The organism is Salinicola peritrichatus, from assembly GCF_003206715.1.
GTDB classification, from domain to species: domain Bacteria; phylum Pseudomonadota; class Gammaproteobacteria; order Pseudomonadales; family Halomonadaceae; genus Salinicola; species Salinicola peritrichatus.
Genome location: NZ_PZJU01000024.1, coordinates 1 through 26,556, shown reverse-complemented (window position 1 = coordinate 26,556; position 26,556 = coordinate 1). Strand labels below are relative to the sequence as shown.

Annotated in this window: 26 protein-coding genes; 18 read left to right on the top strand and 8 right to left on the bottom strand. The window is 64.0% G+C overall.

Going from position 1 to position 26,556, the window contains the following annotated elements; translation table 11 throughout:
• Nucleotides 1–223: 223 nt before the first annotated feature.
• The 11 genes from rnr to hemH all read left to right on the top strand — a co-directional run bounded on the left by rnr (nucleotide 224) and on the right by hemH (nucleotide 11,201).
• Nucleotides 224–2,665 (top strand): ribonuclease R, encoded by a 2,442-nt coding sequence (rnr, locus tag DOM57_RS10180; protein ID WP_110649097.1) that lies wholly within the window; start codon nucleotides 224–226, stop codon nucleotides 2,663–2,665.
• The gene (rlmB, locus tag DOM57_RS10175) at nucleotides 2,665–3,486 is read left to right on the top strand and encodes a 23S rRNA (guanosine(2251)-2'-O)-methyltransferase RlmB (RefSeq protein ID WP_239496178.1); all 822 of its coding nucleotides are present in this window, start codon (nucleotides 2,665–2,667) and stop codon (nucleotides 3,484–3,486) included. Before rnr ends, rlmB begins: the two co-directional genes overlap by 1 nt.
• Before the next feature lie 218 nt (nucleotides 3,487–3,704).
• On the top strand, nucleotides 3,705–4,115 hold the full coding sequence (rpsF, locus tag DOM57_RS10170; protein WP_110649095.1) for a 30S ribosomal protein S6: 411 nt from the start codon (nucleotides 3,705–3,707) through the stop codon (nucleotides 4,113–4,115).
• Between the two features lie 26 nt (nucleotides 4,116–4,141).
• Nucleotides 4,142–4,369 (top strand): 30S ribosomal protein S18, encoded by a 228-nt coding sequence (gene rpsR, locus DOM57_RS10165; RefSeq protein ID WP_035472385.1) that lies wholly within the window; start codon nucleotides 4,142–4,144, stop codon nucleotides 4,367–4,369.
• Nucleotides 4,370–4,412: 43 nt separating this feature from the next.
• Nucleotides 4,413–5,264, top strand: a complete 852-nt coding sequence (locus DOM57_RS10160; protein WP_110649094.1) for a hypothetical protein — start codon at nucleotides 4,413–4,415, stop codon at nucleotides 5,262–5,264.
• A gap of 16 nt (nucleotides 5,265–5,280) precedes the next feature.
• Nucleotides 5,281–5,727 (top strand): 50S ribosomal protein L9, encoded by a 447-nt coding sequence (rplI, locus tag DOM57_RS10155; RefSeq protein WP_110649093.1) that lies wholly within the window; start codon nucleotides 5,281–5,283, stop codon nucleotides 5,725–5,727.
• Between the two features lie 168 nt (nucleotides 5,728–5,895).
• Nucleotides 5,896–7,281 (top strand): replicative DNA helicase, encoded by a 1,386-nt coding sequence (gene dnaB, locus DOM57_RS10150; protein WP_110649092.1) that lies wholly within the window; start codon nucleotides 5,896–5,898, stop codon nucleotides 7,279–7,281.
• A 39-nt stretch (nucleotides 7,282–7,320) separates the two neighbouring features.
• Nucleotides 7,321–7,614 carry a hypothetical protein gene (locus DOM57_RS10145; RefSeq protein WP_110649091.1) on the top strand — a complete coding sequence of 98 codons (294 nt, stop codon included), beginning with the start codon at nucleotides 7,321–7,323 and terminating at the stop codon, nucleotides 7,612–7,614.
• 89 nt (nucleotides 7,615–7,703) lie between these two features.
• A complete protein-coding gene (locus DOM57_RS10140) occupies nucleotides 7,704–9,482 on the top strand; it encodes a bifunctional diguanylate cyclase/phosphodiesterase (RefSeq protein ID WP_239496177.1) in 1,779 nt (592 codons plus the stop codon).
• A 169-nt stretch (nucleotides 9,483–9,651) separates the two neighbouring features.
• Entirely contained in the window at nucleotides 9,652–9,954 is a 303-nt protein-coding gene (locus DOM57_RS10135) for a DUF6482 family protein (RefSeq protein WP_110649090.1), read from the top strand.
• 263 nt (nucleotides 9,955–10,217) lie between these two features.
• Nucleotides 10,218–11,201: a ferrochelatase gene (gene hemH, locus DOM57_RS10130; protein ID WP_239496176.1), complete on the top strand. Its 984-nt coding sequence runs from the start codon at nucleotides 10,218–10,220 to the stop codon at nucleotides 11,199–11,201.
• Nucleotides 11,202–11,216: 15 nt separating this feature from the next.
• Here the strand turns inward: hemH and DOM57_RS10125 are convergent, their stop codons facing one another.
• From DOM57_RS10125 to DOM57_RS21780, 7 genes are all read right to left on the bottom strand, one after another.
• A complete protein-coding gene (locus DOM57_RS10125) occupies nucleotides 11,217–11,609 on the bottom strand; it encodes a Na+/H+ antiporter subunit G (protein ID WP_110649088.1) in 393 nt (130 codons plus the stop codon).
• Between the two features lie 11 nt (nucleotides 11,610–11,620).
• Nucleotides 11,621–11,890, bottom strand: coding sequence for a K+/H+ antiporter subunit F (locus DOM57_RS10120; RefSeq protein ID WP_110649087.1), 270 nt, complete (start codon nucleotides 11,888–11,890; stop codon nucleotides 11,621–11,623).
• Nucleotides 11,887–12,384 (bottom strand): Na+/H+ antiporter subunit E, encoded by a 498-nt coding sequence (locus DOM57_RS10115; RefSeq protein WP_110649086.1) that lies wholly within the window; start codon nucleotides 12,382–12,384, stop codon nucleotides 11,887–11,889. Before DOM57_RS10115 ends, DOM57_RS10120 begins: the two co-directional genes overlap by 4 nt.
• Entirely contained in the window at nucleotides 12,381–13,898 is a 1,518-nt protein-coding gene (locus tag DOM57_RS10110) for a monovalent cation/H+ antiporter subunit D (protein WP_110649085.1), read from the bottom strand. Before DOM57_RS10110 ends, DOM57_RS10115 begins: the two co-directional genes overlap by 4 nt.
• Entirely contained in the window at nucleotides 13,895–14,245 is a 351-nt protein-coding gene (locus tag DOM57_RS10105) for a Na+/H+ antiporter subunit C (protein WP_110649084.1), read from the bottom strand. The genes DOM57_RS10110 and DOM57_RS10105 overlap by 4 nt, the downstream gene beginning before the upstream one ends.
• Nucleotides 14,245–17,049: a monovalent cation/H+ antiporter subunit A gene (locus tag DOM57_RS10100; RefSeq protein ID WP_110649083.1), complete on the bottom strand. Its 2,805-nt coding sequence runs from the start codon at nucleotides 17,047–17,049 to the stop codon at nucleotides 14,245–14,247. The genes DOM57_RS10105 and DOM57_RS10100 overlap by 1 nt, the downstream gene beginning before the upstream one ends.
• Before the next feature lie 324 nt (nucleotides 17,050–17,373).
• A complete protein-coding gene (locus DOM57_RS21780) occupies nucleotides 17,374–17,550 on the bottom strand; it encodes a hypothetical protein (RefSeq protein ID WP_162619506.1) in 177 nt (58 codons plus the stop codon).
• A 281-nt stretch (nucleotides 17,551–17,831) separates the two neighbouring features.
• Here DOM57_RS21780 and DOM57_RS10095 point away from each other — a divergent pair, with 281 nt between their 5' ends.
• The 3 genes from DOM57_RS10095 (at nucleotide 17,832) to DOM57_RS10085 (ending at nucleotide 22,053) form a co-directional block, all read left to right on the top strand.
• A complete protein-coding gene (locus DOM57_RS10095) occupies nucleotides 17,832–19,202 on the top strand; it encodes a lytic murein transglycosylase (RefSeq protein ID WP_239496175.1) in 1,371 nt (456 codons plus the stop codon).
• Nucleotides 19,203–19,372: 170 nt separating this feature from the next.
• Nucleotides 19,373–21,649 (top strand): flagellar biosynthesis GTPase FlhF, encoded by a 2,277-nt coding sequence (gene flhF / locus DOM57_RS10090; protein WP_110649082.1) that lies wholly within the window; start codon nucleotides 19,373–19,375, stop codon nucleotides 21,647–21,649.
• On the top strand, nucleotides 21,646–22,053 hold the full coding sequence (locus DOM57_RS10085; protein WP_110649081.1) for a hypothetical protein: 408 nt from the start codon (nucleotides 21,646–21,648) through the stop codon (nucleotides 22,051–22,053). The genes flhF and DOM57_RS10085 overlap by 4 nt, the downstream gene beginning before the upstream one ends.
• Here DOM57_RS10085 and DOM57_RS10080 read toward each other — a convergent pair.
• A complete protein-coding gene (locus DOM57_RS10080) occupies nucleotides 22,050–22,760 on the bottom strand; it encodes a 16S rRNA (uracil(1498)-N(3))-methyltransferase (RefSeq protein WP_110649080.1) in 711 nt (236 codons plus the stop codon). The genes DOM57_RS10085 and DOM57_RS10080 overlap by 4 nt on opposite strands.
• A 149-nt stretch (nucleotides 22,761–22,909) precedes the next feature.
• Between DOM57_RS10080 and purD the strand changes: the two genes are divergently transcribed.
• The 4 genes from purD to coq7 all read left to right on the top strand — a co-directional run bounded on the left by purD (nucleotide 22,910) and on the right by coq7 (nucleotide 26,367).
• Nucleotides 22,910–24,205 (top strand): phosphoribosylamine--glycine ligase, encoded by a 1,296-nt coding sequence (gene purD, locus DOM57_RS10075; protein ID WP_110649079.1) that lies wholly within the window; start codon nucleotides 22,910–22,912, stop codon nucleotides 24,203–24,205.
• Nucleotides 24,206–24,396: 191 nt separating this feature from the next.
• On the top strand, nucleotides 24,397–25,269 hold the full coding sequence (locus DOM57_RS10070) for a phosphoribulokinase (RefSeq protein WP_110649078.1): 873 nt from the start codon (nucleotides 24,397–24,399) through the stop codon (nucleotides 25,267–25,269).
• Nucleotides 25,270–25,318: 49 nt separating this feature from the next.
• Nucleotides 25,319–25,663, top strand: a complete 345-nt coding sequence (locus DOM57_RS10065) for a histidine triad nucleotide-binding protein (RefSeq protein ID WP_110649077.1) — start codon at nucleotides 25,319–25,321, stop codon at nucleotides 25,661–25,663.
• A 62-nt stretch (nucleotides 25,664–25,725) separates the two neighbouring features.
• The gene (coq7, locus tag DOM57_RS10060) at nucleotides 25,726–26,367 is read left to right on the top strand and encodes a 2-polyprenyl-3-methyl-6-methoxy-1,4-benzoquinone monooxygenase (protein ID WP_110649076.1); all 642 of its coding nucleotides are present in this window, start codon (nucleotides 25,726–25,728) and stop codon (nucleotides 26,365–26,367) included.
• Nucleotides 26,368–26,556: the final 189 nt, after the last annotated feature.

Below are 26,556 nucleotides of genomic sequence, written 5' to 3'. Positions count from 1 at the left end.
GGTTTCATCCACGGCCATGCCGAAACGTCGACAGCCCCTAAAACTCAGTACTTGGTCAGTCGGCGTCGTTTCCGGCTCATGTGTGTTGCATGGTTGGGTCGGGCAGGCGTGACCGCTATACTCATGCCATGACCTATAAAAGCTGTAACGGCACAAGCCGCCTGCCGCGTGCTCTCTTTACCCAATTCGGGCCCAGCCGGCCCAACGCAAGGACGATGGTTGCATGACTCATTGGACGTTGGATGACGATCCGCACGCGGCTCGTGAAGCGGAAAAATACGCCAATCCCGTGCCCAGCCGCGAATATCTGCTGTCGCGTCTCGAGGCCTATGGCAAGCCGATCACCCATGAAAACATGAGCGCCATGCTGGGGCTCGAAGACGAGAACCAGCAGGAGGCCGTGCGTCGGCGCCTAGCGGCGATGGAGCGTGACGGCCAAATCCTGCGCGACCGCAAGGGCGCCTACGCGCTGATCGACAAGCTCGACCTGATCAAGGGACGGGTACAGGGCCACCGTGACGGCATGGGATTCCTGATTCGCCACGACAACGTCAAACCCGACCTGGTATTGCCGCCGCGACAGATGCGTCGGGTATTCGATGGCGACATCGTGCTGGCCCGCGTCAGTGGACGCGATCGCCGCGGCCGCGACGAGGCGACGATTGCCGAGGTGCTGGTACGCAATACGCAGACGCTGGTCGGGGTGTTTCGCCAGAACAGCTCGGAGTTCGCCATTCTGATTCCCGAGAACTCGCGTATCAGCCAGGAGGTGATCATCCCGCATAGCGCCAGCGGGGGAGCCAAGGACGGGCAGATCGTCTCGGTCAACATCACCCAGCAGCCGGAAACGCGCAAGCAGCCGGTGGGCGAAGTGGTGGAGATTCTCGGCGAGCGCATGGATCCCGGTCTCGAGATCGACATTGCGATTCGCTCCCACGATATTCCCGCCGAATTCCCGCCCGAAGTCGAACGGCAGATCGCCGGCATGTCCGCCGAGGTTCAGGAGGCCGACAAGCAGGCCCGCATCGACCTGCGCGAGATGCCCCTGGTCACCATCGACGGCGAGGATGCCAAGGATTTCGATGACGCGGTCTGCGCCTGGAAGACCAAGTCCGGCAGTTGGAAGCTGGTCGTGGCGATTGCCGATGTCTCCCACTACGTACGTGGCGGCAGCGCACTCGACAACGAGGCCTACATTCGCGGCAACTCGGTCTACTTCCCTGGGCAGGTCGTGCCGATGTTGCCGGAGTTGCTCTCCAACGGGCTCTGCTCGCTCAACCCGCAGGTCGACCGCCTGACCATGGTGTGCGAGATGAACATCTCGCAAAACGGCACGATCAGTCGCTACAAGTTCTACGAGGCGGTGATGCGCTCCCATGCGCGCCTGACCTACAACCAGGTCGGTGCCATGCTGCAGGCACCAGAGAGCGAGGAAGGGCAGGCGCTGCGTGAGCGCTATCGCGATCTGGTGCCGTCGTTGGAAAATCTCCACGCGCTCTACAAGGTGTTGCGCAAGGCACGCGAAGCGCGAGGGGCGATCGATTTCGAGACCACCGAAACCCAGATCGTGTTCAACGACGATCGCAAGATCGAGAAGATCGTGCCGCGCACCCGCAACGATGCCCACAAGCTGATCGAGGAGTGCATGCTCGCGGCCAACGTTGCTACCGCACGCTTCCTCGACAAGCACGATTTGCCGGCGCTCTATCGCGTGCATCAGCCGCCGGCACCGGAGCGGTTGGAAAACCTGCGTTTGTTCCTGGGCGAGCTGGGGCTGACGCTGGGGGGCGGCGAAAAGCCCTCGCCACAGGACTATCAGGCCTTGCGCGAGGTGATCAAGGACCGTCCGGATGCCGACATCATCCAGACCGTGATGCTGCGCTCGATGAGCCAGGCGGTCTATTCGCCGCATAACGAAGGACACTTCGGTCTGGCCTACCAGGCCTACGCCCACTTCACCTCGCCGATTCGGCGCTATCCCGACCTGCTGGTGCATCGCGCCATCCGCTCGGTCATTCGTGGGCCACGTCAGACCCAGACGGTACTGCGTGCCGAAGGCGCGCCGGTGGAGAAACCCTCCACCTGGTGCCCCTACACCTTCGAGCAGATGGTGGAGCTCGGCGAACACTGCTCGATGACCGAACGCCGCGCCGACGACGCCACCCGCGACGTCACCGACTGGCTCAAGTGCGAGTTCCTCTCCGACAAGGTCGGCGAGGTCTATGAAGGGACCATTGCCTCCGTCACCCAGTTCGGCATTTTCGTGCGCCTGGACGACGTCTATGTCGAGGGGCTGGTCCACGTCACCTCGCTGCCGTCCGATTACTATCACTACGAGGCCGAGAAGCATCGCCTCAAGGGTGAGCGCAGCGGTGTCGCCTACCGGCTCGGCGATGGTGTCACGGTGCGCGTGGCACGGGTCGATCTCGATGATCGCAAGATCGACTTCGACCTGGCCGACGCGACCCCGCGCCACCGCCGCACGCCGAGATCCCGCAAGCCGGGCGCCGCGGCGGGCGGTGGTGCGGAGTCCGACTCCCAGGCCAAGAATCCGCCGCGCCGGCGCAAGCAGCGTCCGGGCAAGCGTGAACGCCAGGGCGGCAACGATGACGGCTCCGCTGCGGGTCGCTCGCGCAAGTCCCGCCAGAATCGCGGTAAACGCTGATGCCGCGCGAGAAACCCCGCATGGGGCGGCGTCAGCAACATGCCTCGGCGATGCCGCGCACGCCGGCCGGGCTGGAGCCGATCCATGGAGTGCATGCCGTACGTGCACTGTTCGAGCGTGGCCAGCCGCCGCGGGCGCTGTGGATCCAGCAGGGACACGCCGAGCAGCGTCTGGAGGCGCTGCTGGAACGGGCTCGGGCGGCCGGATGCGAGCTGAAGCGCGTTCCCCGCGAAACTCTCGATGCGCTCTCGGGTCAGGCCGCACACCAGGGCGTGATCGGCTTCTGTGAGCCGCTGGTCGCCGAGAACGAAACCGCGTTGTGGTGGCGCCTGGAGCAGTGGCGGGACGAGCGTCCGCCGCTGTTGTTGATCCTCGATGGCGTGACCGATCCCCACAATCTCGGCGCCTGTCTGCGCAGTGCCGACGCCGCCGGCGTGCACGGCGTGATCGTGCCCAAGGACAAGTCGGCGCCGCTCAATGCCACCGTGCGCAAGGTCGCTTGCGGGGCGGCGGAGAGCGTGCCGGTATTCCAGGTTACCAATCTGGCGCGCTGCATGGAGAAGCTCAAGCAGTTGGGCGTCTGGATCACCGGTACCGCCGGTGAAGCCGATGCACTGCTGTTCGAGGCCGATTTTACCGGGCCTTGTGCGCTGGTCATGGGAGCGGAGGGCAAGGGCATGCGGCGCCTGACCCGCGAAGCCTGCGACGGCCTGGTCAAGCTACCGATGCTGGGCAGTGTCTCGAGCCTCAACGTCTCGGTGGCCACTGGTATCTGTCTGTTCGAAGCGCTACGCCAGCGTGCCGGCGCGATGCCCGGCTGACTTGCGTCGAGCCCGCCCAATCTCTACAATTGCGCGGTTCTATGGGCAGGCTATGCTCATGGAGCGTGGCTTGCGCGTGGTATCCTCCGCGCGGAAAGCCCTCTTAAGGTCTGAATATCCGGCACGCGGGCAGTTCGAGACGCGGTGGTCCGATATTGACTCCTTGCTTCTCGCGGTGAGCGCACCGCGCGGAAGCTGCCAAACCGAAAGGAGCTAACATGCGTCATTACGAAATCGTGTTCATGGTCCATCCGGACCAGAGCGAGCAGGTTCCGGCCATGGTCGAGCGCTATACCAGCCTCGTGACCGAGAACGGCGGTACCGTGCATCGCCTCGAGGATTGGGGTCGCCGTCATCTGGCTTACCCGATCAACAAGATCCACAAGGCGCACTACGTGCTGATGAATATCGAGTGCAGCGGCGAGACTCTCGACGAGATCGAGAACATCTTCCGCTTCAACGATGCCATCATCCGCAGCCTGATCGTGCGCAACAAAGAAGCCGTCACCGAAGCTTCGCCGATGATGAAGCCGGCCGAAGAGAAGAGCCGTCGCCGTGACGACAAGTCCTCCGAGCGTGGCGACCGCGAGCGTTCCGAGCGTTCCGAAACCGCCGCCGAAGCCAACTGATTCATTTCGCGTAAGGAGAGACTCGCATGGCACGTTTTTTCCGTCGTCGTAAGTTCTGCCGCTTCACCGCCGAAGGCGTGAAGTACATCGACTACAAAGACATCGATACGCTGAAAGCCTACGTCACCGAGACCGGCAAGATCGTTCCCAGCCGCATCACCGGTACCCAGGCGCGTTATCAGCGTCAGCTGTCCACCGCGATCAAGCGGGCGCGCTACCTGGCGCTGCTGCCGTACTCCGACAGCCACCAGTAAACCCGATCCGGTCGTCTGCGTCCGGTAAGCATAGCGAGGCATCATGCTGGCACTGGCCCGTTGGATCATGCGCGGTGCGCCACAAGCGATCGTGGCGGCTGCCCTGACAGCGTTGGTGCCGTGGCTGTTCTGGTTCAGCGCAGCCGTTACCGGACTGGTCACGCTGCGCCGCGGCCTGACCACGGCGGCGCCGGTACTGATCGCCGCTGCGCTCCCCGCCGGCTGGTGGTGGATGCAGGGCGATTCGGTGCCGCTGGCGAGCATTCTGCTGGTAACGTTGATGGCCACCGTCCTGCGCGCGCGCATGCGCTGGTCGGAAACACTGATCGTCGGCAGCGTGGTCTGCATGGTACTGGTCCACCTGGGGATCTTCGTGCCGGCCGGCGGGGCGGGGCCGCTGTTGGCGGAGCTTCGCCGGAGTTCTTCCGAGGTTTCCGGCATGCTGGATCAGCTCTCGGCGCAGGGCGTCGACACCGAGCTGATGGCGACGCTGGTGATCGGCGGGGTGACCGGCCTGGTGGTATTGCTCGCCGGCATCGCCTGTCTGGCGCTGGCGCGCAGCTGGCAGGCGGGGCTCTACAACCCCGGTGGCTTTCGCGAGGAGTTTCACGCCCTGAGACTCTCTCGCAAACAGCTGCTGTTGCTGGTGGGGCTGATGGTGCTGGGTATGGTCCTGGCCATTCCTGCCGCCAGTTTGCTGGCCTGGGTGCCGCTGCTGGTCGCCGGCGTGGCGCTGGTTCACGGTTTTGTTGGTTTGAAGGGAATGAGCGGGTTCTGGCTGGTTGGCTTCTATGCGCTTTTGTTGACCACCTGGCCCACGATTTTGATTGTACTGCTGTTGGCGTTGGTGGATACCTTCGCGGATTTTCGCGGTCGCCTGACACGCAGTGATTGACGAGAGGTTCACGAGAATGGAAGTCATTCTGCTCGATAACATCGGCAAGCTGGGCGATCTGGGTGACAAGGTCACCGTCAAACCCGGTTACGGCCGTAACTATCTGGTGCCCTACGGTCTGGCCGTACCGGCGACCAAAGACAACGTCGAAGCGTTCGAAACCCAGCGCGCCGAACTCGAAGCACAAGCCGCCGAACGCAAGGCCCAGGCCGAAGCCCGCGCGGAGCAGCTGTCCGAGATCGAACTGTCGCTGGTCGCCAAGGCCGGTGACGAAGGCAAGCTGTTCGGTTCCATCGGTCCGCGCGACCTGGCCGAAGCCATGGCCCAGGCCGGCATCGACGTCGCCAAGAGCGAAGTGCGCATGCCGGAAGGCCCGATTCGCCAGACCGGCGAATACGACATCGCGCTGCAGCTGCATGCCGAAGTCACCGCCAGCGTTCGTGTCGTGGTGGTCGCCGAGTAAGTCTCGACCATCGCCGCGAAGCAATGCCTGGCGCAAGGCACGCAGGGTTCACGCCCTGCGTGCCTTTTTCATGGCTGGCGGTCGTGGCAGGCATCGCGACCGACTGAGTAGAATGAGCGGCAAACAGCTCTTGCGCGCCAGCTGTGCAACCGAAGGTAGCAGCCAAGCATGAACCAAAGCGTCGACAACGATCAGGAGACCGCGCAGCTCAAGGTACCGCCGCATTCGCTGGAAGCGGAGCAGTCGGTGCTGGGCGGGCTGATGCTCGATAACAGCAGTTGGGATACGGTATCGGAACGCCTGGTGGCGGACGATTTCTATCGCCACGAGCATCGTTTGACCTTCAATGCCATGTCCGAGCTCGCCGAAAGCGCGCAGCCGCTGGACGTGGTGACGCTCTCGGAGGCGCTGGAACGCCGCGACCAGCTCGAGAGCGTGGGCGGGCTCGCCTATCTCGCCGAGCTGGCACGCAACACGCCCTCGGCTGGCAACATTCGTGCCTACGCCGACATCGTTCGCGAGCGGGCGACCCTGCGCAAGCTGATCCAGGCCTCGCGCCAGATCGCCGACAGCGCCTACGCCCCGGAGGGCAGGGCATCGGACGAACTGGTCAACGAAGCCGAACGGCTGGTGTTTCAGATCAGCGAGTCGCGGCCCAAGTTCGGCGGACCGATCGGCATGAGTCAGCTGCTGACGAAGGCGGTCGATCGCATCGACGAATTGTTCAACATGAAGGGCGAGATGACCGGTATCTCGACCGGCTTTCGCGATCTCGACGAGATGACCTCGGGATTGCAGCCGTCGGACCTGATCATCATTGCCGGGCGCCCCTCGATGGGTAAGACCACCTTCGCCATGAATCTGGTCGAGCATGCGGTGGTCTCCGGCGACAAACCGGTGGTGGTGTTCTCGATGGAGATGCCGGCGGAGTCGTTGATGCTGCGCATGCTATCGTCGCTGGGGCGGATCGATCAGACCCGGGTGCGTACCGGCCAGCTCGAGGACGAGGACTGGCCACGCTTGACCTCGGCGGTCAACCTGCTCAAGGATCGCCAACTGTTCATCGACGACACGCCGGCGTTGTCGCCCAATGAGCTGCGTTCGCGGGTGCGACGTATCGCCCGTGAGCACGGCAATATCGGCATGATCATGATCGACTACCTGCAATTGATGCAGGTACCGGGGCTTTCCGAGAACCGTACCGCCGAAATCTCCGAGATATCGCGCTCGCTCAAGGGCGTGGCCAAGGAGTTCAACTGCCCGGTAGTGTCGCTCTCCCAGCTCAACCGCTCGCTGGAGCAACGCCCCAACAAGCGTCCGGTGATGTCGGATCTGCGCGAATCCGGAGCCATCGAGCAGGATGCCGACGTCATCGCCTTCGTTTACCGTGACGAGGTCTACAATACCGACAATCCCGACAACAAGGGGTTGGCGGAGTTGATCATCGGCAAGCAGCGTAACGGTCCCATCGGCACCGTCCACATGGCCTTCATCGGCAAGTATACCCGGTTCGAGGACCTGGCACCGGACAGCTACGGTCAACACTACGAGTAAGCATCGCCGGGCCACCGGCGCGATATCAAGGAGTCATACATGGCAGGCGGTTTTCAGCGTGGTCGTCGTCAACGCACGCCCAAGATCGAGGTGCGTGGCCAACTGGAGAAGCTCGAGCGGGAAGGGCCGTTCAAGGAGTGGCTGGGCATGCCGGATCTCTATCGGCACTGGCTGACCGTCGATGGCGAGCTTTACAGCTACCAGACGGAAGATGCCGAGTTGCCGGTCGCGGTCGGCGACCGGGTGGTCTTCCGCTACAAGGAAGCCAAGGCCGGCAAGTGGATCGACCGCAACTCGCTGGGCAAGGCGATCGATCCATCGGGTTACCAGTGAGCCTCCTGCGGGCTCGGAACGGTGGGGTTTACCATTTTTTCATTATTGTAAGTTTTTGTGTAATTTGGTTGTCATGATGTTGCCTGTTAATGGCACTCATGAACCCCGATACCGCCGCTGAGCCCGCGACCCTGGCAGACGTGATAGCACGTCGCGCTCTGCGTGTGCATTTCCAGCCCATCGTGTCCGTGCCTACCGGCCGCGTGCTCGCCTACGAAGCGCTTTCCCGCGGGCCGCAAGGCTCCGCCTATGCCAATCCGTTACCGATGTTCCAAGCCGCACGCGAGCATGGCCTGCTGGCGTCGCTGGAACGGGTCTGTCGCGAACGGGCGATCGAGAGCTGGGTCGATACCGGCTTGAGCGAGTTGTTGTTTCTCAACGTGAGCCCCGAAGTGCTGATCGATCCGTCGCATATCAGTGGCATCACGATTCAGCTGCTGGCGGATCACGGTCTGACGCCCCCGCACATCGTCATCGAGATCACCGAACAGTCGCCGGGTATCGACCCGGGCCTCATGGCCGAGGCCGCCGAACACTATCAGTCGATGGGCTTCTCGATCGCCCTCGATGACCTGGGCGACGGCTACGCCGGGCTGCGCCTCTGGTCCCAGCTCGATCCCGACTACGTCAAGCTCGATCGGCACTTCGTCAGCGGCCTCGATCACGATCGGGTCAAGCGTCGCTTCGTGCGCTCGATCATCGATATCGCCCACAGTCTGGGCAGCCGCGTGATCGCCGAGGGCGTCGAACAGGAAGGGGAACTGGATGCGCTGTTGGAACTCGGCGCCGACTACTGCCAGGGGTGGCTGTTCGCGCGCCCCAATCCAGCGCCCCATCTGGCACGGGAGAAGCTGGATTCCTGTCTTGTCGCTCTGGCGGCGTCGCGTCGCCCCAGTGTCGCCGCAACCGAGATCCGGCGGCTTTGCGTCACGCTGCCGGCGCTGGAAACCACGCTGAGCGTGGCCACTGCCGCCGAGCGCTTCAGTCGTATGCCGGAAGTGAATGCCCTGGCCGTGGTGGACGAACGCCAGCTGCCGGTCGGCCTGCTCGGTCGCCAGCAGTTGATGGCGCTGTTGGGCAAGCGATTCGGTTTCGACCTCTACGGTCGCCAGCCGATCGGCAAGGTCATGCAGACCAGGGTGCTGTGCGTCGAGGCAAACGAGCCCCTGGAACGGGTTTCGCGCAAGGTGACCGGCCGCGACGAGGCAACGCGGGACGAAGATTTCGTCATCACCGACGGTGGACGCTATCTGGGTATCGGCCATGTCATCAACCTGCTGCAACTGGTCACCGAGCAGCAGGTTCAGATCGCCCGTCAGGCCAATCCACTGACCCAACTGCCGGGCAATCGCCCGATTCGAACCGCGCTGGAGCATTACCAGCGCCGGTCGCGGTCCTTCGTCGCCTGCTACCTGGATCTCGATCACTTCAAGCCATTCAACGATCGCTTCGGCTATGCCCTGGGTGATCAGATGATCCTGACACTGGCCCGAGTGCTGAGTGAAGCGCTGGAACGTGACGACTTCCTCGGTCATCTGGGCGGCGACGACTTCGTCCTGCTACTCGACAGCGACCACGACCTGCACGCCCGGCTAGGCTCGCTACAGCGCCGTTTCGCCGACGAGAGCCTGGCGCTGCTGCCGGAGTCGGAACGTCGGTCCGGTGGCTTCCACGCCAAGGATCGCTTCGGTCAACTGCGGTTCTTTCCGCTGACCCGGGTCTCGATCACCGCGCTGAGGATTCTGCCCGAGGCCCGGGAGCACAGTTGCGGCGACTTCTGGAGCCGTTTCAAGCCGACCGCCAAGCGTGCCGAGAGCGGACGAGTGGTAGTGACGCTGAAAGCCGGCCCGCAAGACAGGGAACAATGAACTCTTATGGTGCAACATAGTCTTAACAATCATCGGACCTAATGGTCTGGATGGCGTCTGGCCATGGGCGCGAATGCCCGGATTGCCGACGACATCGCCCGCAGAGAGAGCGGCAGGGAAGGCCGATCTCCATGAATAACGATTCCATTCACACCCACAGGAGGGAACCATGGAACTCAAGGAGCTCAAAAGTTATACCCAACATCACGACAACTTCGAAATTCGCGTCATTGCGCATGCCGGAAGTCGTTATTACCAGCTCGTGCTGGAACCGGAAGACGGCCCCACCCAGGTGCTGACGCGGCGCGGCAAGCCGATGCTGTTTCGTTCGCTCGACGACGTCTACGGCGAGTTGAAGCAGGCCGGCGTTCATCGTGCCTATCTGGTGCAGCAGGCCGCCAACGACGAGATCGTGGGCCACGAGCCGCATTACCACGATCCGATGCTGTCGCGGATGCCGCTGGTCTTCTGATTCGGCGTCCATTACCCCCATCATTATCCTGCCCCCAACCCAACCGACATCCCTCCGCCAAGTCGAACGCTGACTTGGCCGATCACGGAGGGAAACTCCTGCGTTCCCACCACTCGATATTGTCGCCATTACCGGCGGCCTTCGCGCGAACGGTATGAACCGTCATAACCCGTGCGCATGGGCATGATGAGATAAGCCGATGGGCCGTGAGCGGGTCGGCAATGCTAGAATTGCGGCGGTCGAAAACCGGGAAAGGAGCAGTTATGGCGGCCCGTTACGGAGTGCTGCTGGTCAATCTGGGAACGCCCGAGGCGCCGACCCCCAAGGCGGTCAGGCGTTACCTGGCCGAGTTTCTGGGGGACCCTCGGGTCATCGATGCCCCACGCTGGTTGTGGTGGCCGATATTGCACGGCGTGATCCTGCGCATCCGTCCACCGCGGGTCGCCAAGGCGTACGCTTCGGTCTGGCAACAGGAGGGCTCGCCGCTGTTGGCCATCGGGCGCAAGCAGGAGCGGGCGCTTGCAGCGGATCTCGCCGCGCGCAACGGCGAGTCGATCCCGGTCGAGCTGGCGATGACCTACGGCAAGCCGAGCATGGAAGAAGCCGGGCTCAGGCTGCGCGAGGCCGGCGTGGAGCGCATTCTGGTGCTGCCGCTCTATCCGCAGTTCTCCCGCACGACCACCGGGGCGGTATTCCAGCGCCTCGCCAAGGCTCTGGATGCCTGTCCGAATCTGCCCGAGCTGCGTTTCGTGCGCGACTACCACGATCATCCTGATTACATCGCGGCACTGGCTGCCAGTGTTCGCCAGCACTGGGAGACCCAGGGCGATCGCGGTCGCCTGCTGATGTCCTACCACGGAATTCCCAAACGTTACGTCGATCAGGGCGACCCCTACGCGCAACACTGCGAGACCACCAGTCATCTGCTGGCCGAAGCGCTGGGCCTGAGCGAGGATGAGTGGTTCCAGAGCTATCAGTCCCGCTTCGGACGCGAGGAGTGGCTCAAGCCGTATACCGACGAGACGCTGAAAGCCTGGGGAGAAGCCAAAACCGAGTGCGTGGATGTCATCAGTCCGGCCTTCGCCGCCGACTGCCTGGAGACGCTCGAGGAGATCGACGCCGAGAATCGGCATTACTTCCAGGAAGCGGGTGGTGGCCGCTACCGCTACATTCCGGCGCTGAACGACCGCCCCGAGCACATCGAACTGCTGGGTAATCTCGTCGAGCAGCACACCATCGGCTGGTGAGCTGCCGTATGCCGGTCAGGGCAGTGGCGACTTGCCCTGCGGCGCTTCCTCGATGGTATGCTTGGGCCTTTCGTTTTCGAGCTCCATCGGCCTGCCGCGAGTGCGCGGGTCCGGTTCCAGCTTGTGGTGTAGTGCGCTCTTGGCCAGCATATGCGCGGAGACCGGCGTGGTGATGAAGGCGAAGATGGTGATCAAGAATTCCTGGACCACCGGGCCTTCCCGCAGGCTGAAATAGATCAGCGAACCGATTAGCGTGCAGCCGACGCCCAGGGTGGTGGTCTTCGATGGCCCATGCAGGCGCATATAGAAATCCTTCAGGTGCGTCAGGCCGAGCGAGCCGATGAACGCGAAGGCACCGCCGGCCACCAGCATGAAAGCGATCACGCCTTCCAGAATGCTATCGAGCATGCTTGCCTCTCCTATTCGATGATATCGCCGCGCAGCAGGTACTTGCAGACGGCGACGGTGCTGACGAAGCCGAGCATGGCGATCAGCAGTGCCGCCTCGAAGTAGTTCTTGCCATTTAGCCAGATGCCGAACAGCACGATCAGCGCGATCGAGTTCATGTACATGGTATCCACGGCGAGAATCCGGTCCGGCAGGCTGGGACCGATCACCACGCGATAGAAATTGAGTGCCACCGCGGCGCAGAACAGCGCCAGGGCGATCCACAGGGCGATATCGATCATGATTCGAAGATCTCCATCAGGGGGCGCTCGTAGCGCTGGTGAATCTCGTCGACCAGATTGTCGATGTCGGCGACGTCGAGGGCATGGATCAACAGTGTCCGGCCATCGAGTCGCAAATGCGCGGAGACGGTCCCCGGCGTCAGGGTAATGGTGCTGGCGAGAATCGTGATCGGAAAGTTTTCCTTCAGCGTCAGCGGGTACTCGACGAAAGCCGGGCGCATGCGGCCGCGCGGATCAAGGATCAGCTTGGACACTTGCAGGTTGGCCACCACGATGTCCTTCAGTGCGCGCAGGATATACACGATCAGCTTCCATGGCCGCTTGATCGTCGGCTGACGCTCCCAGAAGGGACGGCAGACGACGGGAATGACAATGGCCAGCGCGCCACCGAGAATCCATTGGCCCAACGCGATGCTCTGCTGCAGCAACAGCCACACGATTAACAGCAACAGTGACAGCACCGGCATCGGCAGCCAGCGAGTGGGAGGAATCATGGGCCACCTCCGGCAACGTTGTGGGGCAGGATCGCTTCGACATAGGCGCCGTGATTGAGCAGTTGCACGGCGCTGGCCCGAGTGAACTCGGTGATCGGTCCGGCCAGGATCGACAGTATCGGTGACGCGCCAAGCAGCAGGATCAGGCCTGTCAGCATCATGGCTTTCAGGCGCGGCCCCTCGCTGTCTCTCCGGCCCGCCTTCCAGAACACGGTCGAGCCGCTGCGGGACATCGCCACCAATCCCGCCAGACTACTGAGCAGCAGTATCGACCACAGCCAGGGCTGTTCATCGGGTAGTGCCGATTCGAGCAACAAGGCCTTGCCAATGGCGCCGGAGAGTGGCGGTAAGCCGACCACGGTAACGGCACCCACGCAGTAGAACAGCCCCAGCAGCGCCGGCTGGGTGACGCCGCGTCCGGGCACGATACGCGCACTGGCCTTGCCTCGCTGTTCGCCGATGGCGTCGGCGAGCAGGAACAGGCCGCCACTGACCAGCGTGGTATGGATCATGTAGTAGAGCAGGGCGGCGATCGGCGCCTCACGGTTCATGCTCACGCCGACCAGCAACGTTCCCACCGAAATCAACAGCAGATAGGTAACCTGGCTGCGCAAGTCGCGAGCCGACAGCACGCCGACGCCGCCCAACGCCAGCGTGGCCAGCGCGAACCACCACAGCCAGGGCTGGACGAAATCGGCGAGCTCGCCGGCCTTGCCGCCGAAGATCAGGGTATAGACGCGCAGGATGGCGTAGACCCCGACCTTGGTCATGATCGCGAACAGCGCCGCCACCGGTGCCGGTGCGTTGCTGTAGGCGCGGGGCAACCAGAAATAGAGCGGCAGGATCGCCGCCTTCAAGCCGAATACCACCAGCAGCATGAAAGCGCCGGCCTTGAGCAGGCCCAGCCGGTTGGGATCGAGCTCCGCCACCTTGAGCGACATGTCCGCCATATTGAGCGTGCCGGTAGTGCCGTAGAGCACCCCAAGCGCAATCAAGAACATCGCCGAACCGGCCAGGTTGAGCGCCACGTAGTGGAAGCCCGCCTGCGTGCGCTCCTTGCCGCCACCGTGCATCAATAGCGAATAGGAGGCGATCAGCAGGATCTCGAAGAACACGAACAGGTTGAAGATATCGCCGGTCAGGAAGGCCCCGTTGACCCCCATCAACTGTAGCTGGAACAGCCCATGGAAATTACTGCCCTTCATGTCGTCACCGGCGCAGGCATAAGCCAGGCTGCCCAGCGCCAGGAAGCTGGTCAGGCACACCATCAATGCCGAGAGCCGGTCGAGCACCAGGATGATGCCGAACGGCGGCTGCCAGTCGCCCAGAGCGTAATAGGTGATCTGGCCACCGGCGCTCTGGGCGACCAGGAGCATGCCGACAACCACCAGCAACCCGGTGCTGATCATGCCAATGGCACGTCGCGGCAATACGCTCGCATCGCGCTTGGCCAGCATCGCAAGCCCGCTCAACAGCGGTAGCAGAATCGGGAGGACGATCAGATGCTGCATCACGACTTGTCCTCCCGGGACTCTTCGGCACGCTGGTCGTTGACCTGATCGCTACCCAGGTCGCCGCGTACGCGCATGGCGAGAATCACCGAGAAGGCGGTCATGGCGAAGCCGATGACGATCGCCGTCAACACCAGGGCCTGGGGCAGCGGATCGGCATAGTGGCTCACGCCTTGCTGTATCACGGCGGCGCCATCGGTGGTGAGTCCGCCGGTGGAGAACAGGAACAGATTGACCGCGTAGGAGAGCAAGGTCAGCCCGACGACGACGGGAAAGGTTCGTCCGCGCAAGGCCAGATAGAGGCCGCTGGCGGCGAGGAAACCGGTCACGGCGGCAAACAGCGCTTCCATCAAAGGGTCTCCTTTTCGTTCTCTTTGCTGGGCCGGTGCCGTGTGGTCAGCTTGCCCAGATTGGCCAGAATCATCAGCGTGGCGCCGACGACGGTCAGGTAGACCCCGAGGTCGAACAGCATCGCGGTCGCGAGTTCGACCTCGCCGATGTAAGGAATCGAGAAGTGGCCGAAGGCCGAGGTCAGGAAATTGTGTCCGAAGAACCAACTGCCGAGGCCGGTCAGCGCGGCGATGACGACGCCGGCGACGGCGATCGGCTGATACTGGAACGACAATCGCTCCTGGGCCCAGTCGACGCCACGGGCGATGTACAGCAGAATCAGCGCCACCGCCGTCACCAGGCCGGCGATGAAACCGCCGCCGGGTTCGTTGTGGCCGCGCAAGAAGATGAACACCGATACCAGCAGCGCCAGCGGCAGCAGGGTCTGGGAGACGGTCGCCAGCAGCATGGGATGGAGGTCCCTCGACCAGGGGCGTCCTTCGCTGTCGCTCGAGGGCATGAACAGCCGCAGGCGGTTGAGTAACTTGTAGATACCGACGGCGGCGATACACAGCACCGTGATCTCGCCCAGCGTATCGAAACCACGGAAGTCGACCAGAATGACGTTGACCACGTTGTGGCCGCCGCCGCCGCTGACACTGTTCTCCAGAAAGAAGCTGGATATGCTCTCGAGCGGGCGCGTCAGCAATGCGTAATTGAGACTGGCGACGATGCCGCCGAAGCCGGCCGCCAGCAGTACATCGCGCACGATGCGGGTACCGCTGGACTCCTTCGGCGTACGCTGGGGCAGGAAGAACAGCGCCAGCATCAGCAGGATCACCGTCACCACCTCGACCGCCAACTGGGTCAGTGCCAGGTCGGGGGCGGAGAAGCGGGCGAAGGCGAGCGACACCATCAGGCCGACGACCGACAGCATCATCAGCGAGACCAGGCGACGGCGATGCAGGATCGCCGTGCCCAACCCGGCGAGGATGGTGATCACACCGCCGACGATCAGCAAGCCATCAAGCGGCTGCAGTTCGCGGGAGCCTTTCAACTGGCTCAAGTCGAGTAGGCCGCTGGCGGTCAGAAACAGCACCACCACGATCAGCCACAGCATGTAGCGTTGCAGCGAGCCATTCTCCAGCCGGTCGATGCCCAGTTGGGTCCAGCCCAGTAGCCGGCGCACGTTGAACTCGAAGGTCATCAGCGCGTTACGCTGCGTGAACTGACGCTGGAAGCTGAACAGGTTACGGCGCACCGTATAGAGCCCGATACCGCCGGCCAGTGCGATGACGCTCATCAGCAGCGGCAGATTGAACCCGTGCCAGAGGGCCAGATGCAGTTCGGGCCGTGGTGGGAGGAGAGTCGCCTGCGCCGCCGCCTCGAGAATGCCGGTGACCATCAACGCGGGTAGCAGGCCGATAACGACACACAGCGTCACCATCACCAGCATCGGCAAGCGCATCATGAACGGTGCCTCGTGCGGGGTCTTGGGTAGCTCCTTGGCTTCGGGGCCGAAGAACACGTTGCGCACGTAGCGCAGCGAATAGGCCGCCGAGAGCAGGCTGCCCACGGTCGCCAGCACCGGGATCAGCCATGCCAGCCCGCCGAGAATGCCGGTTTCCAGCGTTTCGGTGAGCATCATTTCCTTCGACAGGAAGCCGTTGAGCAGTGGCACGCCGGCCATCGACGCCGCGGCGAGCCCGGCCAGTGCCGCGGTCATCGGCATGCTGCGGCGCAGCCCGCTGAGCTTGCGGATATCCCGACTACCGGCCTCATGGTCGACGATGCCCGCAGACATGAACAGCGAGGCCTTGAACAGCGCATGATTGATGATGTGAAACAGCCCGGCGACCACCGCCATCTTGCTGTCGAGCCCGAACAACATGGTGATCAGCCCCAGGTGGCTCACGGTGGAAAACGCCAGCACGCCCTTGAGGTCATACTTGAGCAAGGCGAAATAGGCCGCGTAGATCATCGTCACCAGGCCGGTAAGGGTGACGATGTAGAGCCATAGCTGGGAGCCCGCCAATGCCGGATGCAGCCGGGCCAGCAGAAACACCCCGGCCTTGACCATGGTCGCCGAATGCAAAAACGCCGAGACCGGAGTCGGCGCGGCCATGGCGTGGGGCAGCCAGAAGTGAAACGGGAACTGGGCCGATTTGGTGAAGGCACCCAGCAGGATCAGCAGCAGCGCTGGCAGGTAGCGCGGATCGGCCTGGATCAGCTCGCGGCTGTCGAGCACCGTCTGCAGGTCGAAGGTGCCCACGACGTGGCCGATCAGCAGGAAGCCGGCCAGCATCGCCAGACCGCCCATGCCGGTGATCGCCAGCGCCATGCGTGCGCCGCGGCGCGCCTCGCTCTGCTGATACCAGTACCCGATGAGCAGGAAAGAAGAGAGGCTGGTCAGCTCCCAGAATACCCACAGCAGCAGCAGATTGTCCGCCATCACGATGCCGATCATCGAGGTCATGAACAGCATCAGGTAGGAGTAGAAACGCGGCATGCTGTCTTCCGGTGACAGGTAATAGCGCGCATAGAGAATGATCAGCAGCCCGATGCCGAGAATCAGCAGCACGAAGAGCAGCGAAAGCCCATCCAGACGGAAGGCCAGATCGAGTCCGAGCTGAGGAATCCAGCTCAGGCTGAAGCGCAGGACCTGACCCGCGAGAACGCTTGGTGCGTGAGCGATGACGATGCCGAGTGCGATGGCGGGAAGCAGGGCGGAGGACAACGCATTCAGATTGCGTTGCCGGTTCGAACTCAGCAGTGGCATCAAGCTACCCAGCAGCGGTAGCAGGACGATCAGCGGCAATGACATGAAAGTGTCGCTCTATTATTGGGCCAGAAGAGTTCGGCCATCGGCCCCGCCAAACGACGGCAACCGGTGGTTGGCATTCCCTTCTCTCGCAGGCATCCCGATGTTCCGGACATCGTTCGCGTTAAGTGTATGCGATGTCGCTCGCAGCGCATGGCGTCAAGCACAAGGCAGACGGCCTTCCGTTATGCTGGATGCGATGGCCTGATGATCTTTTCCGCACTAGGCGGCACGAGCATTCGTCACAGGAACGGACGTGTTGCTATACAGGTGCGGCCGCGCCACGGCGAGCATTCGCCGGTTGGCGTCGGACGACCGCCACGCCAGTCAGCGACCTTGGGGAGGATCGGTCAGATAGGGGCGGCGAACGCCGCGGGGTGCCAGCATCCAGGCAGGGGTTCTGTCCTGAACCGTCATCGTGCCGGCATCGGACGACAGAGTCTGGGCACCGATACGGCAGGTCGCGCATGTCAGCGATAGCTGGCTAGGCATGTGGCCCGGCATGGTGTCTCTCCTCCCTTCAGAACGCTCGGCGATTGGCCGTATCCGGCAAGATTATTGAAAATGTTAGATATTTGTGGGAGCCGAGCGGTAGCTTTCGACCGACTCTATCACGCCGGTCTGTGCCTAGCCATAGCTTCGAATCGCCCTCCTGAGGCAATCGGTCGCAGTGACTCGGCCGGGATTTCCTCCTGGCCGGGATGCGCTACACTGCTGACGCGACCGTCACCGGAAGCGGGATGACGGTGGTTCCCAAGGATACCCGGCATTAAGGAAGAAGCTCCGTGAAGCGTGTAACTCCGATCAGAGGTTCTGCCACCCTCTCGCTGTGTCTGTCGCTGGCCCTGGCGGGTTGTCAAAGTGTCGCCGACACCCACCCCCCGTCGGCGGCCACGGCGCCCGCAGCTTCCTCCACGGCGCAGGATGGCGATGCTCCCGCGGCACAGCAGCAGCAAGGTTCGACATCATCGGGTACGCCGACGGCATCTTCCGATACCGGCGTCGGGTCGCCCGAGCAGGTCCCGAACCGGGACGCTGCCGGCTTCGAGGCATGGGTCAACGACTTTCGGCGCCAGGCGGCGGCCGAGGGGATCGATCAGACGACCCTGGCGGAAGCCTTCGATCGGGCCAGTTTCCAGCCGCGCATTCTCGAACTGGACCGCTCGCAGCCGGAGTTCACCCGCCAGATCTGGAGCTATCTGGATACCGCCGTGTCGCCGCAGCGCGTGGCCAACGGCCGCGAACGCCTCGAGGCCAATCGGGACACGGCGACCTCCGTGGCACGGCAGTACGGTGTGCCCAGTGAAATCATCGTGGCCATCTGGGGAATCGAAAGCAATTACGGCAGCAACTTCGGCGATTTCGAAACCATCGACGCGCTGGCGACGCTGGGTTACGACGGCCGCCGACAGTCCTTCGCCCGCGGTGAGCTGATGGCGGCATTGAAGATCCTGCAGGACGGCGATATCGACCGTGAGCGGATGCGCGGCTCCTGGGCCGGGGCCATGGGACATACCCAATTCATTCCGAGCAGTTTCCTGGCGTATGCCGTGGACAACGACGGTGACGGCCGACGGGATATCTGGGGCAGCATCCCCGATGTCATGGCATCGACCGCCAACTACCTGGCCAAGTCCGGCTGGCAGCGTGACCAGCGCTGGGGGACCGAAGTCACGCTACCGCCCGGTTTCGACTACGCCCAGACCGAGCTTTCGGTGCGTCACGACAGCCGTGAGTGGGCCGCCCAGGGGGTGAAGAGCGTCACTGGAGAGCCGCTGCCGAACTTCGATCAAGCCGCGGTGATCGCGCCGGCCGGTGCCAAGGGGCCGGCCTTTCTGGTCGGCCCGAACTTCCGCGTGATCATGCGCTACAATGCCTCGACCAGCTATGCGCTGGCGGTGGCGACGCTGGCCGATCGCATCGCCGGTCGGCCGGGTATACAAGGCGAGTGGCCGCGCGCCGAACCGGCGCTGTCGCGCAGCCAGATTCGCCGGATGCAGCAGGCGCTCAACGATCATGGCTTCGATGTCGGCACCCCGGACGGCCTGGTCGGCCCCAATACCCGCGCGGGGCTGCGCGCCTATCAGCGCAGCATCGGCGCGATCCCCGACGGTTATCCCACGCAAGCGCTGATCCAGCGTCTCACCGAGAGTTAAGAGGGCGGCTGAATTCGATCCGACGCCCAGCGCCGCCGAATTGGCATCGGTTCGACGCGTTTTCCGTTATTTGATCCCTTTCCCGCCGTGCCACACTGGGCGCTTTCGTTGATGAGAGCGCTGCAGCCGGCGGCGGAGCATATCGGCGCCGGCGCGCCACGGGGCAAGTCATGGGAGTGCAACGATTCACGGGAGCCAACAGTCGCGATGCCATGCGTCAGGTACGCATGGCGCTGGGCGAAGATGTCCTGATCCTGTCCAATCGCATGGTCGAGGGCGGCGTCGAGATCATCGCCATGTCCGAGCAGGCGCACGAACAGGCACTCACGGCCTCGCCGCAAGCCGCCGGCGCCGAGCCCGAAGCGGTGGCAGTGCCGCCGGACTGGCAGGCATTCAACCGCCGGATGCTCGACGAGATGCGCACGCTGCTGCGCGAGACGGTTGCGCCGTCGATCGGAGACCCCCGCCGGGACGCTCTGGCGTGGATGCGTCACCGCCTGCTCCAGGCCGGCTTCAGTGCGCTGCTGACCGAGGAGCTGGTGCAGGATATTCCCGAGGAAGTGCTGGCTCCCGGAGAGTCCGCCGAGTCTGTGCGAGATGCCTGGCTGGTACGCCAGCTCGCCGCCCGGCTCGAGCGGCTCGAACGCGAAGATGCCCTGTTCGATCAGGGCGGCGTGTTCGCGCTGGTCGGCCCGACCGGCGCCGGCAAGACCACCACCACCGCCAAGCTGGCTTCGCGCTATGTGATGCGTCACGGCCCGCGGGAGACCGCGCTGGTGACCACGGACAGCTACCGTATCGGTGCCGCCGAGCAGTTGCGTATCTATGCCCGCCTGCTCGGGGTCGAAATCCATGCGCTGGACGAGCAGGGCGATCTGGGTGGCCTGCTCGGCCGTCTGGTGCAGCCGCGGCGATCCCTGATGGGACGCTCCGACGGCAAGCGCATGATGGTCGTCGACACCGTCGGCATGAGCCAGCGCGACCAGCGTCTGATGGGGGAGATATCCCGCCTAGGAAGCGCGCCGGTGACGGTACGCCGGCTGCTGGTGCTGGACGCGGCCCGCCATGGCGACACGCTGGAGCAGGTGATCGAAGCCTGGCAGCAGGCCTCCACCGAAGCCGGCGAGCCGCTGTGGGGCTGCATCCTGACCAAGCTAGACGAAGCCGCCCGCCTGGGGCCGGTGCTGGATGTGGTCATCCGTCACCGGCTCAAGCTCTGCTATCTCTCGCGCGGCCAGCGCGTACCGGAGGATCTGGAAACGGTGAATACCGAGGCCCTGCTGGCCGAAGCGTTGGTGCAAGGGGGCGAATCGCCGTTTTTACCGGATTTCTCGGCACAGCGGTTGCCGCCGGCTCAGGGGCGCCAGCAGGCGCTGTCTCGAGGCATCCTGCGCCAGGGCGATGCGCTGGAAGCGACCCTTGCCAGCCTGCGCAGCCACCTCCTCGGCACGACCTTGCTGGAGCAGGTCTGGGCCCAGGCCGGCCAGGCAGAAGACACGCAGCGCCGTGGCGAGGGCGACCCGGGCAAGACGTTCGCACGGCTGATGGCCGACATGACCCAGAAGAACCTGCTGGTGGGCAGCCAGGCGGAACACGCGCTGTGGTGGTCGAAATCCACTGCCGTGAGCGGCATCGAGCAGGCGATGCCGTTGGTCACGCTGGATTGGCAGGGAATGCCGCAGCCGCTGGTGTGGCCGCGTTACCGGCTACCCGCCGGCAGCGAAGCGCAGTTCGAGTGGGCCGAGTCGCTGGGTGCGCAGTGGCATCTGCTGGGGCAACTGCCGGATCTCGCTACTCTCGCCCGCCTCGATGCGCGCCGGCAGGGCTGGCTCTCCAGCGTCACGGGCAGTCGCCGCGTGCGCCATGCCGGCGAGTGGCTGCCGCTGTCCGAGGCACTGAAACTGGGCGAAGAACAGGCCGCGCAGGATGTACTTCATCGCGGACGGCGTGCCAGCTTGCGAGTGTGGCGGCTGGAAACCACCCTGAGCCGCCGGTGCGACGACCCCGATGGTCTGCCGGTGATCGCCTGGCAGGGCGTCTGGCACGATGCCGACGATGGCCGCCGGCTCGGCTGCCGCTACTGGCTCAGCAACGCCCAGCCTGGCTTCGACACGGCTTCGCGCCTGGCCTCGGCGCTGGCGCTGGAAGCGCTGCCGGGTCTGGCGCGTCAGGCCAACCAGCTGCTGGCGGCGCGCCGGCCGGCGCTCGAAGACCGCGCCCAGCGCTGGCAACTGGCCGCCGCGCTGGCAGCCTTGGCTCTGCGTCTGGCGCAGGAAGAAGCCCCCTGGGCGATGGACGTTCGCGCGCGAATATCGGGGATCGCCCAGCGTCGCTGCGGCCGCCGCCCCAAGGCGCTGCTGGAAGGGTTGCTGGACGTATTCAGCGCGCATGAAACTCTGAGCCGGACCGGTGTGGTCAAGCCGCAGCCGAGCGTTCCCGCAGCATGAGCGATCAGGCCGCTGGGCTGCGCGCCTGGCACCAGCAACATGACAACGCAACGCTGCTGGTGCTGGGCCGGCCGGAGCCGGTGGCGCTCGAACGAGCCCTGGCGCGGTTGCCATCGCCGGGCGGGAAAGGCTGGCAAGCGGTGGGATTGACGCAAGCGCCTGGTCGGGCGCCATCCTACGCCCTGCTGTGGCTCGACGCATGGCAGGCGGACATCACCGCCGACTATCGCCAACTCAAGCGGATGACCGTCGAAGTCGGACGGCTGCCCACGCTGTTGTGGCTGGATGGCGGGGACGGCGAGGCAGCAGCACGGCTCGACAAGCTCGGGATGGCGGCACGCCGTTTTCTCGGCGTCGAACTGATCCGCAATCCGCGAACCTGGCTGGCTCGCGGCGCGGTTTAAAATAGCCGTGCCAGCAGCGCGGTCACGGCGGTCTCGACACGCAGAATGCGCTCGCCCAGGTGAACTCCCTCGAAACCCAGGCCGAGCAGCCGCTCGACCTCGTAGTCGATGAAACCGCCCTCGGGGCCGATCGCCAGCAGCGTCGGTGTATCGATGCCCCGGGGGCAGGCCATGTCCATTCCCGGGTGCGCCAGCAGCGCGCGACGCCCCGCCATCAGCGTGGGTAGCCGATCCTCGACGAAGGGTTTGAAGCGTGGTTCGAGCGTGATTTCCGGCAGGCGCGTATCCCGTGCCTGCTCGAGGCCCAACAATAGATGCTGGCGGATCTTGTCGGGCCGGAGTTCCGGCGATTGCCAGTAACTTTTTTCCACCCGCCGCGTGTGCAGCAGCGTCAACCGTTTCACCCCCAGCGCGGCGATGTGTTCGAGCGTGCGCGCCAGCATGCGTGGCCGCGGCAGCGCCAGCAGCAGGTGGACCGGCAGCGGTGATGGTGGCTCGCGCTCCAGCGTCACCCGGAAGCGTGCCTCCAGAGGAGTCAGCGACAACAGTTCGCCATGCCCAAGTTGGCCATCGAGCGCGCCGACCGTCAGGCGATCGCCGGGTGCGGCGTGGTGGATATCGCTGAGATGACGCAAGCGTCGGGTGTCTCGCACGCAGGCGTGGTTCTCGTCCACCCAGTCTTCGGGTTCCAGCAGGATCAGGTTCATGGCGGTCGCAATCTTTCCGCGTTTGGGCGCAAGGAATGAACGGGCGCCATTGTGCCTGCCTTTCTGACATAATGCCCGATTCATCGATCCGCTCGGTCACGGCGCATCAATCACACCGTACCATCCATTACACCGTAGAAAGGTTAGCAATGAAGGTTCTGATCATCGGCGGGGGCGGGCGCGAGCACGCCCTGGCGTGGAAGGCGGCACAATCGCCACAGGTCGAAACGGTATTCGTCGCGCCGGGCAACGCCGGCACGGCGCGGGAGCCGGGGCTGACCAACGTCGCCATCGACATGATGGATTTCGAAGCGCTGCTCGCCTTTGCCGGCGACAACGCCATCGATCTCACCATCGTCGGCCCCGAGGCGCCGCTGGTGGCCGGTATCGTCGACCGCTTCCAGGCCGCCGGGCTGGCGATTTTCGGCCCGTCGCAAGGCGCCGCGCAACTGGAAGGTTCCAAGGCGTTCACCAAGGATTTCCTGGCCCGGCACTCGATTCCGACCGCGGAATATCGAACCTTCAGCGAAGTGGCGCCGGCGTTGGCCTATCTCCAGGAGAAGGGCGCGCCGATCGTGATCAAGGCCGACGGCCTGGCCGCCGGCAAGGGCGTGGTGGTGGCCATGACCCGAGAAGAGGCCGAGGCGGCGATTCGCGACATGCTCGAGGACAACGCCTTCGGCGATGCCGGCGCGCGGGTGGTGATCGAGGAATTCCTCGAAGGCGAGGAGGCGAGCTTCATCGTCATGGTCGACGGCGAGCACGTGTTGCCGATGGCCACCAGCCAGGATCACAAGCGCGCCGGCGACGGCGACACCGGCCCCAACACCGGCGGTATGGGTGCCTATTCGCCCGCGCCGGTGGTCACCCCGAGCGTTCATCAGCGGATCATGGACGAGGTGATTCTACCGACGGTCGAGGGCATGGCCGCCGAGGGGCATCCTTATACCGGCTTCCTCTACGCCGGCCTGATGATCGACGCCGGGGGCGCACCGAAGGTGATCGAGTACAACTGCCGTTTCGGCGATCCGGAAACCCAGCCGATCCTGATGCGCCTGAAGAGCGATCTGGTCGCGCTATGCCAGGCGGCGCTTGAAGCACGTCTGGATCGGGCCGAGTGCGAGTGGGACGCGCGCGCTGCGGTCGGCGTGGTGATGGCAGCGGAAGGCTATCCGGGCAGCTATCGCAAGGGCGACGAGATTCGTGGCTTCGAGGCGGCGGACGCGGCCGGGTGCAAGGTATTCCATGCCGGTACCGCGCTCAGCGACGATGGTCGCGTCGTCACCAGCGGCGGGCGTGTGCTATGTGTGACCGCTTTGGGCGATAGCGTCGCCGCCGCCGCCGAGCGCGCCTATGCTGGCATCAATGTCGTACGCTGGGAGGGTGCCGGCTACCGTCGCGATATCGCCCACCGCGCGATTGCCCGCGAGCGTCGGCAACGCTAAAAAGGGCCGGGGACTCTCCCTGCGTCTGCTCGATGGGCGCCCGCAACCGCGCCTGTTCTTGGCGCCCGAAGTTACGCCTGGCACAAGGGAACTCTGCATGCCGCGAATGACAACACGACATTTCGAAGCCGCCGGCTGGCGGAAGACTCCGGACTCGCGCGCTCGCGTTCACACCGAGGCGGAGGCACGGCATGTCGCGTGAGTTCCCGATCATCGCGGTCACCGGCTCTTCGGGAGCCGGCACCACCACCGTCAAACGTACTTTCGAGCGCATGTTCGCGCGCGAGGATGTGCACGCGGCCTTTATCGACGGCGACGCTTTCCATCGTTACTCGCGGGCGGAACTGGCGCAGATTCTGCAGGCCGAACCGGAGCGCAAGGCGGAACTGTCCCACTTCTCGGTCGATGCCAACCTGATCGACCGCCTCGACGCGCTGTTCCAGGAGTATGGCGAGAGCGGCAAGGGCACTTATCGGCACTACATCCACGCCGAGGACAAGCGCATGATCGAGGCCGGCTGGCAGGTCGGCACCTTCACCGACTGGCAGCCGATTCCCAGCGGCACCGACCTGATGCTCTACGAGGGCCTGCATGGTGGTCTGGTGACGCACGAATTCGATATCGCGCGCCACGTCGACATGCTGATCGGCGTGGCGCCGACCATCAACCTGGAATGGCTGCAGAAGATCGATCGCGACACCAAGCTGCGCGGCTACTCCCAGGAGGCGGTGATCGACACCATCCTCGGGCGCATGCAGGACTACGTGCGCTACATTCAGCCGCAGCTGTCGCGCACCCACATCAACTTCCAGCGCGTGCCGACGGTCGATACCTCCAACCCGTTCGAGCATCAGGACGTGCCCAACGACGGCGAATCCTTCGTCGTGATCCGCTTCCGCGACTCGGAGGCGGTCGACTTTCCCTATCTGGTGACCATGATCCATGATTCGTTCATGAGTCGCCCCAATACGCTGGTGGTACCCGGTGCGCGACTGTCGCTGGCGATGGATCTGATTCTCGCGCCGCAGGTGCGCCAGTTGCTGGCCCAGCGGCGCTTCCGCTGATCGCCGGGGCGGTTGGCGGGCATTTGCGAACTTCGACGAAGGAGTACCGATGGAACCGACACTGTTCAGCAAGATCATCGACCGCGAGATCTCGGCCGACATCGTCTACGAAGACGAACACGTGCTGGCCTTCAACGACATCAATCCGCAGGCACCGACGCATGTGCTGATAATCCCCAAGAAACCGATCGCCACCCTCAACGACATCGGGGAAAGTGACCTGGCGCTGGTGGGTCGGCTCACATACACCGCGGCCAAGCTGGCCAAGCAGTTCGGCTTCGCCGAAGACGGCTACCGGGTGGTGATGAACTGCAACGAACACGGCGGGCAGTCGGTCTATCATATCCACATGCATTTGCTCGGCGGTCGTCGGATGCAGTGGCCGCCGGGCTGAACCGACCTGAAAAGCGCAAGGGAAGCGCAGACATTCAGGTAGTGTTTTCCAAGGAGGCTTCCATGACTCGCCAGATTTCCCGCGTCGACAATCTGATTCATCAGTTCGATACCGTACTGCGTACGCTGGTGCCGAAAGCGGCCCAGCCAAGCCGGCCATCACCGGCCAACGTCCAGCCCGAAGGTGCACTGAACGACGAACAGCGCCGCCACGTGGCCGGGCTGATGCGTATCAATCACACCGGCGAGGTCTGCGCCCAGGCGCTCTACCAGGGGCAGGGGCTGACCGCCAAGCTGAGCGATACGCGGGCACGCATGGAAGAGGCCGCCGCCGAGGAGATCGACCATCTGGCGTGGTGCGACCAGCGCCTGCAGGAGCTCGACAGCCGCACCAGCTACCTCAACCCGGCGTTCTACGCTGCCTCCTTCGGGCTGGGCGCGCTGGCGGGAGCGGTGGGCGATCGCGTCAGCCTCGGCTTCGTCGCCGCCACCGAGGAGCAGGTCGGACGCCATCTGGAGTCGCACCTGCGCAAGCTGCCGATCGACGACAAGCGTTCGCGGGCGATACTCGAGCAGATGTCCATCGACGAGGCCCAGCACGAACGCTGGGCGCTGGAATCCGGCGGCAGCCGCTTCCCGCTACCGGTGAATTGGGGCATGCGGCTGGTGTCGAAGGTGATGACGAAGAGCGTTTATCGGATCTGAACCGGGCTTCGCCCGGAGCTGTAAGCCATAAGCTTTAAGCTGTAAGAAAGGTCAAAAACGAAAAGCCGGGTCAAAACCGTTTGTTTCGATGGAGACCAGAGGTTGCATGCTGGCTTACGGCTTACGGCTTACGGCTTACGGCTTTTACCAATACCTGTGAATTTACCGGATACGCTATGACCGAGATTA